The organism is Segatella baroniae B14, assembly GCF_022024235.1.
Lineage (GTDB): Bacteria > Bacteroidota > Bacteroidia > Bacteroidales > Bacteroidaceae > Prevotella > Prevotella bryantii.
Genome location: NZ_CP091800.1, coordinates 568,048 through 581,528 on the forward strand (window position 1 = coordinate 568,048; position 13,481 = coordinate 581,528).

At 39.8% G+C, this 13,481-nt stretch carries 11 protein-coding genes; 9 read left to right on the forward strand and 2 right to left on the reverse strand.

Going from position 1 to position 13,481, the window contains the following annotated elements; genetic code table 11:
- Positions 1 to 38: 38 nt before the first annotated feature.
- Complete coding sequence (locus L6469_RS12430; RefSeq protein WP_006281506.1) at positions 39 to 1,343, reverse strand: acetylxylan esterase; 1,305 nt, start codon at positions 1,341 to 1,343, stop codon at positions 39 to 41.
- Between the two features lie 399 nt (positions 1,344 to 1,742).
- Here L6469_RS12430 and L6469_RS12435 point away from each other — a divergent pair, with 399 nt between their 5' ends.
- The 4 genes from L6469_RS12435 to L6469_RS12450 all read left to right on the forward strand — a co-directional run bounded on the left by L6469_RS12435 (position 1,743) and on the right by L6469_RS12450 (position 9,015).
- Positions 1,743 to 5,054, forward strand: coding sequence for a SusC/RagA family TonB-linked outer membrane protein (locus L6469_RS12435; protein WP_006281505.1), 3,312 nt, complete (start codon positions 1,743 to 1,745; stop codon positions 5,052 to 5,054).
- 3 nt (positions 5,055 to 5,057) lie between these two features.
- Complete coding sequence (locus tag L6469_RS12440) at positions 5,058 to 6,464, forward strand: RagB/SusD family nutrient uptake outer membrane protein (RefSeq protein ID WP_074803055.1); 1,407 nt, start codon at positions 5,058 to 5,060, stop codon at positions 6,462 to 6,464.
- A 4-nt stretch (positions 6,465 to 6,468) separates the two neighbouring features.
- Positions 6,469 to 7,641, forward strand: a complete 1,173-nt coding sequence (locus L6469_RS12445; RefSeq protein ID WP_006281747.1) for a TlpA family protein disulfide reductase — start codon at positions 6,469 to 6,471, stop codon at positions 7,639 to 7,641.
- Between the two features lie 150 nt (positions 7,642 to 7,791).
- On the forward strand, positions 7,792 to 9,015 hold the full coding sequence (locus tag L6469_RS12450) for a DUF4861 family protein (protein WP_006281748.1): 1,224 nt from the start codon (positions 7,792 to 7,794) through the stop codon (positions 9,013 to 9,015).
- A 152-nt stretch (positions 9,016 to 9,167) separates the two neighbouring features.
- Here the strand turns inward: L6469_RS12450 and L6469_RS12455 are convergent, their stop codons facing one another.
- Complete coding sequence (locus L6469_RS12455) at positions 9,168 to 9,752, reverse strand: hypothetical protein (protein ID WP_006281749.1); 585 nt, start codon at positions 9,750 to 9,752, stop codon at positions 9,168 to 9,170.
- A gap of 124 nt (positions 9,753 to 9,876) precedes the next feature.
- Here L6469_RS12455 and L6469_RS12460 point away from each other — a divergent pair, with 124 nt between their 5' ends.
- From L6469_RS12460 to tnpB (L6469_RS12480), 5 genes are all read left to right on the forward strand, one after another.
- Positions 9,877 to 10,272 (forward strand): hypothetical protein, encoded by a 396-nt coding sequence (locus L6469_RS12460; protein WP_006281293.1) that lies wholly within the window; start codon positions 9,877 to 9,879, stop codon positions 10,270 to 10,272.
- Entirely contained in the window at positions 10,266 to 10,601 is a 336-nt protein-coding gene (gene tnpB, locus L6469_RS12465; RefSeq protein ID WP_039869440.1) for an IS66 family insertion sequence element accessory protein TnpB, read from the forward strand. The genes L6469_RS12460 and tnpB (L6469_RS12465) overlap by 7 nt, the downstream gene beginning before the upstream one ends.
- A gap of 129 nt (positions 10,602 to 10,730) precedes the next feature.
- The gene (gene tnpC / locus L6469_RS12470) at positions 10,731 to 12,539 is read left to right on the forward strand and encodes an IS66 family transposase (RefSeq protein ID WP_006282801.1); all 1,809 of its coding nucleotides are present in this window, start codon (positions 10,731 to 10,733) and stop codon (positions 12,537 to 12,539) included.
- A gap of 185 nt (positions 12,540 to 12,724) precedes the next feature.
- The gene (locus L6469_RS12475) at positions 12,725 to 13,120 is read left to right on the forward strand and encodes a hypothetical protein (protein ID WP_006281293.1); all 396 of its coding nucleotides are present in this window, start codon (positions 12,725 to 12,727) and stop codon (positions 13,118 to 13,120) included.
- Positions 13,114 to 13,449: an IS66 family insertion sequence element accessory protein TnpB gene (tnpB, locus tag L6469_RS12480; protein ID WP_039869440.1), complete on the forward strand. Its 336-nt coding sequence runs from the start codon at positions 13,114 to 13,116 to the stop codon at positions 13,447 to 13,449. Before L6469_RS12475 ends, tnpB (L6469_RS12480) begins: the two co-directional genes overlap by 7 nt.
- Positions 13,450 to 13,481 lie beyond the last annotated feature (32 nt).

A 13,481-nucleotide genomic window follows, 5' to 3' on the forward strand; every position in this document is an offset into this window, starting at 1 on the left:
TGGACTAATACTTTCTTTAGGATGTATTCTGGCGATACTTATTTCAGATGATTTTTGATATAGACCATCTGTCCATATTCTGTAGCGTCACTTGTCCAATGCTCATTAATCGGAGTAATGAGTGAGTCTTTAGGTCCTTGAAGCAGATTCCATACCATGTAGCTCGTCGTAGGTGGACAGGTGTTGTCGTTAAATCCCCACGTCATGTAGACCGGACAGGTGATGCGGCGTGCAAAGTTGACAACATCATAATATGCCATCGTCTTGATCTTCTCTGGAGTCTGCATACCATTTTTCTTCACGAAATGAGGATAGCCACCAGTTCCTCCATTTGCGTAACCTGCCATTTCGCTCAAAGCCGGATGATTAACCACCGACAGCGTAACACGCTTATCGAGTGCAGCTGTAATCAGACTTAGTGCTCCTCCCTGACTACCTCCTTGTACGATCGTATTCTTGCCATCCCATTCATCGAGCGAGGTAAGGAAGTCTATCGCCCTCACGCAGGCTGTATATACATGACGCATATAATAATTCTCACGATTATCAAGTCCCATATCAAGATACTCGCTGAAAGCCGAACGCACGTCCTTGAAGTCTTCTTCAGACAGTTCTGGATTGATACCATGAATCTCCATTTCCATACGAATCATGCCATTACGGGCATAGTAGCTATGACGCATAGGCTCCTTGATGGTTTTCACTCCTGCTCCCGGTGGACAGAGTACAACTGGGTATGAACCTTTCTTAGTCGGTTTGGTAAGATAGGCATATACACTATGAGTACGATCCACTTTGAGTTTCACCAGATAACAGTCGATTTCTTGGTCAGAATAACGCTCCACCTTCTTCATGGTATATTCTAGCGGTTGTTGTTTTCGGGCATCTTGAAGTGTCTTTTGCCAGAAAATATCAAAATCAGAAGGGTTCTTGGTAGTAGGGGTTAATTTTTCAGGCGAAAAGCCTACTTTGACATGGTGGGTATAAACTGTACCATCCACGTTGGCCTTTAATACGCAGTCGAGGAATCCTGGTTTGTTCATTGTTCCTACCTCAATTTTGGCTCGGCCGTTTTTAAGATGTACCTTTCCATTTTTAAATGGTTTGAGCATATCTTGTGCAAGCTGAAATTCCACTTCACAATCGCGAGGAATACCATATTTAAGGAAGGTTACCTCAATGGTAGCCTTTTCTCCGGCCTTATAAAGCCAGTCGGCATGGTTGGGAATAGTAGTCCACAGTACATCACTACGATACGGATAATTTTCTGCCTGAACATGTACACTCTTCATGGTGAAAAGGAGAGATAGGCAGAACATCAATAATACTGAATATCGTTTCATAACTAGATTTGTTTTAAAAAAATATGTTACATGTAGGTTTTTGCTGTTTTCAAATAGTTGATGCAAAAGTAAATAAAAAAATCAAGATAGTAAGCATAATGGTGTGAATTTTGTACTTTTCTTGACTAGGACCACTTTTTAGTGGACACTAGTGATCTAAATAACTGAATTCTTTTAAGTGAAAATAGAGCCGCATAGAAGTCATTATGCGGCATACTGTATGATGAAACCACTAATTATATACCAATATCGTGGTATTTTTAGGATGAATCAGGTTCAAATAACTGTAATTCTTATATAGTATAGTTAAAATATTGTATTTTTGTAGCCAATTATTAGAGACACAATAACTAAGGTATTTAGTAATATTTTTAAAGTTTAAGAGAACAAAATTACTTTATGAGAGACTTTTGGTTGAACAGGCCAGGGACGTTATTGACGACCTGTCTATTAGTGTTACCATCTGTATCAAGTATTGCAGGATATGCTGCAGAACATCATGCTTCTCTTCCGACAGTTGCACAGCAAAAAGAAGATCTGAAACATGTTACAGGAACGGTAACCGATGAGAATGGTGAGCCCTTGATAGGTGCTGCAGTTAATGTACCTGGTAGTCCGTATGGTACCATTGTCGATGCGGATGGTCGCTATGAATTTTATGTTCCGAAAGAATGTAAAGAGGTGCAAGTGAGTTACGTGGGCATGAAGACGGCTATTATTCCGCTTCGCTCACATGAAAATGACAATCATTTTGTTTTGACAGAAGACAAGAGTATGCTTAACGAGGTGGTGGTAACTGGTTACCAGACCTTGAGTAAAGAGCGTACTACGGGTGCTTTTGCTAAAGTAACTAGCACAGACTTGCAAGATAAGCGGTTTAGTGATTTGTCATCTCTACTCCAAGGTGAAATAGCTGGTTATAATACCCAGAATAATCAGATTCGTGGTATCTCTACGATGAATGGTGTGGCTACACCTTTGTATGTAGTCGATGGTTTCCCTATCGAGAATACGAATTATTCGAGTACGGGAAGTATCACAGAGAGCATTCCTTCTCTTAATATCGATGATATCGAGAGTGTAACAGTTCTTAAGGATGCTTCTGCTGCCAGTATTTATGGTGCACGTGCTGCTAATGGCGTTATCGTTATTACGACCAAGAATGCGAGAAAGAACAAAAAGGTGGATGTGAACTTCTCCATGAATCTGGTCTGGAATCCTTATAGTTATGACTATGATCGACTTACGAATTCGAGTGATATCGTTAATCTGGAGAAGTTATGGGCTTCTGATAATCCCAACTTAAAGGGTGATGGAGCATCGGCTTATGCTCAAAATCTGCTCACGAATAATGTATATCAGAGTCAGGGTATTCGTAATATTCTGAAATATTATGCTGGTCAGATCTCTGAGAGTGAAATGAATTCGGCGCTTGCTCGGTTATCTGGTCTTGGCTATCGCTATTATAAGGATGTCGAAAAATATGCCAAGCGAGATGCTTTCTATCAACAGTATCATCTGAGTGTGGGTAAGGCTACTGATAGTAATAACTTCCGTGCTTCGCTGGCTTATCGTACAAATAAACAGCATAACAAGTATGATAAAGACAATAGTTGGACTCTTGATATCAAAGACCGTCTGACGATTACTCCATGGTTGCATTTCACCGTAGGTAATTATGCTTTTATCGAGAGTACTCAGCGCCAGACATTCGATCCTTTATCTGCCAGCTATACCTATGAACCTTATGATGGTCTGAAGAATGAGGATGGTACGAACACGGTATATACACAGGAAGATCGCTTAACGAGCAGCCGTCTGGCCATTCTTAATAAGTATGGACTTTACTCAATGGATATCACACCACTTGACGAGATAGGTCGTAATCTGGACCGTACGAAGACTTTCACTGACCGTGTGTATGGTAAACTGGATGTAGATTTGACAAGCTGGCTCAAGTATAATGTGATGTTCCAGTATGAGTATTCGATGAATCGCGAAAAACTGTTGTATGACAAGGAAAGTTATTATGTGCGTAATCTGGTTAATCAGTATGCTACAGACAATGGTAACGGTGTTGCTACCTATAATATTCCTTATGGCAATATCTATTATCGTGCTAATCAGAACAGACAATCGTATATCTTCCGTCATCAGTTGAATTTCGATAAGACCTTTGGTGGTAAGCATAATGTTGTCGCTTTGGCTGGTCATGAGGTTCGTCGCTCTATCATAGACTATGATAACAGCACTCTTTACAACTATGATGATGATATGTTAAGTTACGCTCTGATAGACCAGACTGCACTCAGCAGCATCGCCGGTCTGATGGGGGGCTATGGTCTGCAGGAAAGAGATTTCGCTTATATGCGTAACCTCGATAATCGATATATCTCTTTTTATGCGAATGCTGCTTATACTTACGACGACAAATATGTAGCGTCTGCCAGTGTGAGATGGGATCGTTCTAATCTTTGGGGTACTAACTCTGAGTATCAGAATAAGCCTATTTGGAGTATGGGTCTTGCCTGGAATGTCGATAAGGAAGATTGGTTTCATGTCAGTTGGGTAGATCGATTGAAACTACGATTCTCTCATGGTATCGCTGGTAATATCGCTAAGGATGCTGCTCCATACATGACAGCGGGTTATTATAACAATAATAATGTGGGTGGTCAGTATGGCAGTATCAACAGTCGTCCTAATCCTGACTTACGCTGGGAGAAGACTACTACTACTGATATTGGTATCGACTTCGATTTGCTGAAAGGACGTCTCTATGGTAGCATCGAATACTACAACAAGAAGGGTAGTGACTTGCTAGCCAACACGATGGGTGTACCTACTGAGGGTTGGGGCTATTCTACCTATAAGATTAACAACGGAGAAATGCGCAACAGGGGTTTCGAAATGACACTCGGGGGCGATATCGTGCGTACCAAAGACTTCCGTTTGGATGGTAGCCTGACTTATAGCTATAATCAAAATAAGGTAACCTATGTCAATGTAACGGCTCCTGTATATTATTTACAGTTAGACTATCCTGAGGCTTATCCGGTAATCGGTAACTCTTATAATGGGCTTTATGGCTATCACTTTGCCGGTCTGAGTGAAGAGGGTTTGCCACAGATATATGATGCTGAAGGCAAAGCTGTAACCTATAGTCCTGGTGATCTTGAATCTATCCACTATTTGGGAAGCAACACTCCAACTTCTTTGGCAAGTATCAAACTGGGTGCACATTATAAGGGCTTCTCATTAAGTGTACTGGCTACTTATATGGGTGGTTACAAAGCTCGTAATACAGATTTGCCGATGTTTAGTAATAACTATAATTCGGCAACGGGTAGCTATATTGCGTCTATCGCACCTGTTAATAGTAACATTATGAATGCCTGGACTCCACAGAATACCAATACAGATGTGCCACGTGTGGTATATGGCGAAAGTCCTCTGTTCAATTATGACAGTCGTTCTATCTACTATTACAGCGATGCTAATGTATACGATATGAGTCATTGGGAATTGAGTAATATCTCACTGAGCTATACTTTGCCACGCCAGTGGGTACATCTGGCTCATTTGTCAAATGTACGTTTGCAGTTGGATGTGGAGAATGTGGCTACCATCGCCAAGAGTAAGACTGCACATTATATGCTCGCCGGTAATCAGGCACCAAACTATGTATTCGGACTCTATTTAGACTTATAAGCAATGAAAAAAGATATAATTAAAATAGCCCTTTTCGGTCTGACTTTGTCAGGTACACTGGTGAGTTGTTCTGATTATCTGGACAATGTGCCAAAGGGCCAGAAGATACCAACATCGCTGAGCGACTTCACGACGCTCTTGGCTGATGAATATACCAATCATCGTGAGGATATTACACAGGCTTCTGTTCTTCTGAACGATCGCTATGTTACGATATCATACCAAAGTTATTATCCTCTATGGAAGGCGAATTATTTCTGGGATACGTCTATTGATCGTATCAAGGAGAATAATAGTGACGAGACAACTTACTACAATGGGTATGCTGCTGTTTCTACAGCTAACCTTATCTTGGAGAATGTCGATGCGACGACGGCGACAGATTCAGAAAAGGCTATCGCTAAGGCGCAGGCTAAATTCCTTCGTGCTAGTAGATATCTCACTTTGGTAAATTATTATAGTAAGCCTTATCAGGCTGCTACAGCTGCTACAGATGTGGGGGTACCGGTTATCACCAGTGCTAATGTCAGTGCTCCTTATACACAGCTCAGTGTGCAGGGGGTATACGATTTTATTGTAAATGATTTGACCGAAGCGGTTGTTGATTTGCCTGAAACTTCGCTCAACGTTCTCTATGCTAATAAGGCTGCAGGGTATGCTCTCTTAGCTCGTACTTATCTTACGATGGGTAACTATGCTCAGGCTCTGCAGGCTGCTGACGAAGCGTTAAGTCGTCATGATGATTTGTTCGACTGGACACAGTTTTATGCTGAACATCAGTCTATTATTGAGCAGCCCGGTGTTTATCAGGCTAATTTATCACCTATGGGGCATGACTGGGTAGAAAATTACTATTTCTGTAATGGTTCTAACAGTTATAGTGGCTATGAATTCCAGGTGAGTGAGTGGCGTGGACAGCAGGTGGAGAAGGGTGACGTTCAGTTTGCTTCTCGTTTTAAACTTCGTACTGTCGGTAGTGAAACGTATTATGACCGTATCTTGAGCGGTTATTATAATAAAGGTGGCATTACTACTACTGAGGTTTGGCTCATCAAAGCCGAGTGTCTGGTTCGTACTGGCGACATCGCTGGTGGTTTGAAAATCTTAAACGATGTACGTGCTAAACGTATCCTTGCTTCGGAATATCACGATATTACCGCCTCATCAGAGACTGAAGCTGTGAAAGCGATTATCCGTACCAAGAGTGATGCTCTTATTCAGACGATTGTACCATTTATGGATCGCCGTCGTCTCAACCTCGATGCGGCAACAGCTGAAACTCTAACTCGTGAGGAGGGTGGAAAAACTTATAGTATTGCTCCTGATAGTTATATGTGGACTATGCCTTTCCCACAGGGTGCTTTAGAAAATAGTGGTAATGGTAGTTTCACACAAAATGTAGAAAAGTAATAAGATGAAAAAAATAGTTTTAAGCAGTTTGTTTGTAGCTGCAGTTCTGGGTGTTCATGCCCAGAGCTCTGTAACGCTTCATGTAAATGATGTGGCTGATGGTACAGCTATTACCGCAGAAATCGGTTGTACCTTTCAAGATGAAAAGCCTATCGCTGAGGCTGTTCTTAAAAATGGACAGGCTGTTTTCAATTTACCGGTTACTGAACCCCGCATGATTGATTTTCGTGTAAAGGGTAATGATGGCAGATTACTCCATCTGATGACAACGAAAGGGGAGAACGTGTCTGCTTATGTTACGGCTAAGCGTATTGTCAGTCAAGGTGTGGAGTATATCAATGGTAACGAGGAAAAACAGCAGGTATTCGATTCGCCTACGCATGCTGAATATATGATAAAGATTGGTGCCTTTAAGTCTTATCTTAATCTGTATAATAAGGCTTATCATGATGCTTTCAAGTCGGTTAACGATCAAATCAATAAGGCGTATGAAGCAAAGGATACTGCTACGGTCAAGGCTCTTCAGCAGTCTGCTGAATACCAGCAGATGATCAAGTTTGATAGTGAATTCTTTAAACTGCTTAATGAGGAGTATCCTAAACGGTTTGCGGCTAACAGGGAGACGTTCTGGAGTCCACTTATGCAGTTGGATACCTATACCTATTTTACCCCAGAAAATCGTTCGGGTTATGATGAGTTATCTGATGCTGCCAAGAATTCGTTTTATGGTAAGTGTTTGAAGGAACAGGTTTATCCAAAGGGTTTCACGGGACAGGCTTACTCAGAATTCGACGTGCTCGATCAGAATGGCAAGAAGACTCCTTCACGTAAGTTGATTAAAGGTAAGAAATATATGCTTATCGATTTTTGGGCCAGCTGGTGCCGTCCTTGTAGAGCAGAGATTCCTAATCTGAAACAGGTATATGCTGATTATGCTACCAAGGGTTTGCAGATTATCTCTGTATCGCTTGACAGAAGTGATGCTGCCTGGAAAAAGGCTCTGAAGGAAGAACAGTTGCCTTGGCCAAATGGTATCGACAAGAGTGGTATCGCCAATGCCTATAAGGTGCAGACGATTCCGGCAATGTTTCTTGTTGATGTGGCTACGGGCAAGATAGTTGGAGAGAATCTTCGTGGTGAGTCTCTTCGTAATAAGCTTGCTGAATTGTTGAAATAATCACAGATAGTCTGTAAAGTAAATACTTTTTTTATTCGATTTTTAGGAACCGTCGCTAATGATAGTGACGGTTTTTTGTTTTTATTCATTTGTCAACTTCGGAGAATATTTGTACTTTTGTGCAGTATTTCAAAAAAAATCTAAGATAACATGAAAAAATATGGGTTGATCCTCTTTTTCCTTTTGTTTACTTTTCATGCAAGAGCTGCTCAAAAAGTAAAAATTACGATTTCTAATCCAACTAACCGTCAACGCCAGGAGGTGGTGGAGATTCCTGCAGAACTGCTGGTTGATGTGCAACCGCTGAAGGTAGGGCGGAATCAGCAGGTTTTCGTTCGGAATGTGTTGGGACAGCAGGTGGAAAGTCAGGTTACCCATGACAGTAAACTGCTTGTATATGCGATGGTTCGCCCTCATGGTAAGGCCCAGTTTACGGTGGAAAGAGGAACCCCGAATACGTATCGTGCATGGACTGCCGGTGCTCAATATCCACAAAGAGCAGACGACATGGCTTGGGAGAACGATAAGTGTGCCTATCGAATGTATGGTCCCGCTCTGCAACGGAGTGGAGAGCGATCATTCGGTACAGATGTTTGGGTTAAGAATACGCCAGAACTTGTAGTTGCACAACGATACTTTCAGCATAACGATGGATGGAAGAAAGCACAGGCTCTTCGTAAGCAAGGCAGAAAAGCTGAAGGCGATTCCATTTTTACGTCGCAATCGTTCCATGTAGACCACGGATATGGGTTAGATGCCTATCGTGTGGGGGCGACATTAGGTTTAGGTGCACCAAGTATCCTCCTGGGTGATAGTTTGGTTATGCCTTATTGCTATCGTGATTATGAAATACTCGATGAGGGTCCGCTTCGCTTTACGGTGCACCTTATTTATAATAAGTCAACCATTGGTGTCCATAAGAATATTGAGGAGCATCGTCTGGTTAGTCTCGACAGAGGTTCAGATTTCAATAAGCTCACAGTATGGTATGAAGGCATGAATGGTGATTATCACTTGGCAACCGGTTTCCCGATACACGAAGAAGACGTAACATCGTACGAAAAGGGTAAAGATATGATTCTTTATGCTGACCCCACAGATGCTATGAAGGTGAATAATTCACAAGTATATGTCGGCATACTTTTTCCTGAAGGAGTAGAAAAGACCCAACTGCAGACTTTCAGTCAGAAACATGATGGTGCCATAGGACATCTTATTGGTATACATCATCAGCAGAATAACCAACCTTATACTTATTATTTCGGAGCCGGTTGGAGTGGTAGTGGAATAATCAGTCTGGAAGACTGGAAATTACATGCTAAGTATGCGATGCAGAATATTCGAGAGCCTTTAGCGGTTACCCATGCTCTCTAACCAAGCCTTGATTGTTTCGGTAATAGCGATATATTACATAATGTATGATATAATAAAATTCAAGCGAAGATTGCATTTTTAGCATTCGTTGTTTCATTGTAGGCTGTCCATACAAAAACACTTTCCGTGTTTTTGTATTGACGAGAAAATATTTATTTTTGGATCATAAATTTTTCTCCGTTTTCTAAAGAATATTGAAGCAATCCAAGTTTTTTGTTCCATATTACTTCTTTTAAACCAATACTGGACTGTTCTCCATAATTGTGCTCCATTTGAGTAGTATCTCTTCGAATACAATTTTTATAGTACTTCCGACCAATTTTAACACATACTAGATCCATTTTTTTATATATCCAACACCACTCACAGAAAAGGCAACTATTAATGAGTTTGCCTTTTCTATCATTTCGTTTTACTTCAAATCCTATGCTGAAAGTATCAGTAGAATGTTTTAACATCATATCAACATAAGCAAATCCATAATACTCATTATCACCTTCTATCCAGTTTTGACCTTCGGTATCAAGAATAAAAGTATTCCTTGGATTATTTATATCAACACACTTAACAATTAACGTATCCCTATTGTTATGATTTGACTTATATAAGATTGTATCATTCTCATGATAATGATTTATCCACGACAAATCATCCTCCGTCAGTTGTACTTTATGACAATAAGGTAAACCACAAGAAGATAACAATAATGAAAGTATAATAAATTTTTTATTTCTCATAAAATTGATTATAAAAGTTATTAATAGAATGGCCTTTATGCTTGCCTGTGTAAGCGTCCAATTTCGACCCTTGTGGTAAAAAACGACCCTTTTTAACTTTGCATGGTCAATAAATAAAACGATTATGCAAACAGACGAAAGAACAATTTCAGATGCAGAACTGGAACGATTATGGTTTCTGTATCAAATGGAAGGTGCTCCAAATAATATTCCGCTTATAGAGTTCTGTGTTAGTCGCGGAGTGCCTTTTTATCTTTTTGATCGATATGCCAATGAGCATATCAAGAATAAAATTGAGCCAGTAACTATAACAGGCCTTCCTGTGCCTCAAAAGAAACGTGGTCGTCCTCGAAAAATTCAAAATTCAGAAGCATGCGACCAATTGGCTGGAAATTCCCCAAAAATGAAAGCTAAAGTATCAGCTGTTATACAGTTGGAAAATGGTACAGTTGTAAGCATAAAAAGTAATTGTTATTCTGATGTCAAGGATATCATAGATAGATTGGAGGATCCATGTTAGATTTATCTGAGTTTAAACACTTCTATTACGTGCCAGGTTATGTAAATATGAGCTGGGGATTTTACCGATTGTTAGAGTTTGTGACTGACGAATGCCATGTCATTCCTCATGAAGGTGATGTATTCATCTTTATGTCCAGAAATCGTAGACGCGTACGACTTATCTATTATGATAAACAGGCTTATTATATGAACGAGAAAACATTCTATAATAAAGATTACAGGTTTATGAAAGTTGAATTCAAAGATCAGAAAACCGTATACAGTATAGAATGGAAAGATCTCCTGACTTTGCTTGAAAATCCTGTTATTTCGGTACTGAGATTATGATCTGAACTTCAGTAATCAGTGCTTATACATTTGAATTTAATTTATTGAATATCAGTTATTTAAGTGTTATTTTGTTCGTGTTTTTGCGATTTTTTTTGTACCTTTGTAAGTACAAAAGCAAGTAAAAGCATGGAAGAAAAAGAATTCAAAAAAAGAAAATTCTTTATGGAATATATCAATTCACGAGAGGATAATCCTGTCGTAAAATCTGCCCATGCTTCTATGAGTTCAGCTGATAAAGACAAGTATATCAGCATCCTTGAGCGTGATGTTGAGCAGTATCGTCAGATGCTCCAGGAGTCATTGGAGAATCAGAAGAAGATACAGGATAGACTTGATCGTGTTGCTGCTATGCTTGAGAAGAGCGATAAGGAGAAATCAACACTTCACGATACCATCAATCGCCTGATGACTCAACTTGAAGGAAACCAGAAACAGATACAATCCCTTCAGAACCAGATAAAGAATCTGATCAATCAGTCAATGGTTGACAAGGCAAATCTGTATGGAAAGAAAGTCTGGAATAACAGAGGAGGCAATACTACTACTGTCAGTCGTCAGGAAGCAAAGGATGACTTTGATGGAACTGCTGCTTCCCTACCCTCAGCAACTTCCGATGAAGAGCCAAGCAAGGAAGACCAGAAGGAAGTAGACAATCAATGCAAGGTTGGCATGAAATATAATACTATGGGTGCTGACATGGTTATTGATTATAAATGTGATGAAACCAAAATACCTGATGGTGCCAAGATAATCCGTAGGTTTACTCGCAGTATCTATGATCAGGTCAGCTACATTGTTGAACACAAAGTACATTACATAGTCTACAAACTTCCTGGACAAGATCCGATCACAGTTCATTTTACCCTTCCTGGTAATGAGGAAATCGAAGAGGATTACAAGAAACTGAGTGTTGTGCCACACACCCATGTAACAAGCAGGTTCCTTTCTCGTCTGACAATGAACAAATACCAAATGGATACTCCTCTTTACCGAGAGATCATCCGCATGATGGAAGATAAATTCAGCATATGCCGCCAGACACTTACAAATTATATTGGTATAGGCGCAGAATATCTCAAACTGGTTCTTCCATATCTTAAGAATAATCTACTTCAGGATGGAGCCAATATCCATTGTGATGAAACCTGGTGCAGAGTCAGGATCTACAACAAGGTTCTTAAGAAATACATCTGGTGTGTCGTCAATAAGGAAACCAAGGTTGTATACTTCTTCTACGATAATGGAAGTAGAGGCCAGGATGTTATCAAGAACTTCATCGGTTCTTCAAATATCAACTCAATACAGACAGATTCTTATTGTGGTTATAACTTCTTTGATCGGGAGGATAATGATATTACTCATTTGTATTGTATTGCACACGCCAGGTCAAAGTTCTTCTATGCATATGAGCGAGGTAAAGACTATCGAGCAAAGGACTTCCTGGACTGGTTTGGATGGCTTTACGGCAGAGAGGAAACCTATAGAAAACAGAATCTCTCACCTGCGGAAATCAAGAAAAGAAGAAACGATTCTGAAACTACTGAATGCATCGTTAAGATATATTCAAGAATGTGTGAACTTCAGAAGGATGACTCTATCAAGGGCGAATTGATGACGAAAGCACTCAATTACCTGAGTAACGGTTGGAAGAAGTTCTTCACCTTCCGTGAAGATGGTAATTACGAAATCGATAACCTGGAAGCTGAACGCTGCATCAGGCCATTAACTGTGAACAGAAAGAATGCACCGATACTCGGAAGTGAGAGCGGTGTAGAGAATCTGTGTCTCTATATGACCTTAGTCGAAACATGTAAGAAGAACAATATATCACCATTAAGATACTTCGAACGCTTCTTTGATATCATAGCAAAGACAAATGGTGTTGGAATTGAATGGGACCAGATGACACCTTCAAAACTCTGTCAGGAATCATAAAAAAGCAAAAAAAACAAAAAATACTAAATAGGCTGAATCGCTTTAGAATCGCGGTTCAGCCTATATTTTTATATTGTTAGGTCGAAATTGGACGCTTACTCGATGATATTGTAAGCGTCCAATTTCGACCCTTGTGGTAAAAAACGACCCTTTTTAACTTTGCATGGTCAATAAATAAAACGATTATGCAAACAGACGAAAGAACAATTTCAGATGCAGAACTGGAACGATTATGGTTTCTGTATCAAATGGAAGGTGCTCCAAATAATATTCCGCTTATAGAGTTCTGTGTTAGTCGCGGAGTGCCTTTTTATCTTTTTGATCGATATGCCAATGAGCATATCAAGAATAAAATTGAGCCAGTAACTATAACAGGCCTTCCTGTGCCTCAAAAGAAACGTGGTCGTCCTCGAAAAATTCAAAATTCAGAAGCATGCGACCAATTGGCTGGAAATTCCCCAAAAATGAAAGCTAAAGTATCAGCTGTTATACAGTTGGAAAATGGTACAGTTGTAAGCATAAAAAGTAATTGTTATTCTGATGTCAAGGATATCATAGATAGATTGGAGGATCCATGTTAGATTTATCTGAGTTTAAACACTTCTATTACGTGCCAGGTTATGTAAATATGAGCTGGGGATTTTACCGATTGTTAGAGTTTGTGACTGACGAATGCCATGTCATTCCTCATGAAGGTGATGTATTCATCTTTATGTCCAGAAATCGTAGACGCGTACGACTTATCTATTATGATAAACAGGCTTATTATATGAACGAGAAAACATTCTATAATAAAGATTACAGGTTTATGAAAGTTGAATTCAAAGATCAGAAAACCGTATACAGTATAGAATGGAAAGATCTCCTGACTTTGCTTGAAAATCCTGTTATTTCGGTACTGAGATTATGATCTGAACTTCAGTAATCAGTGCTTATACATTT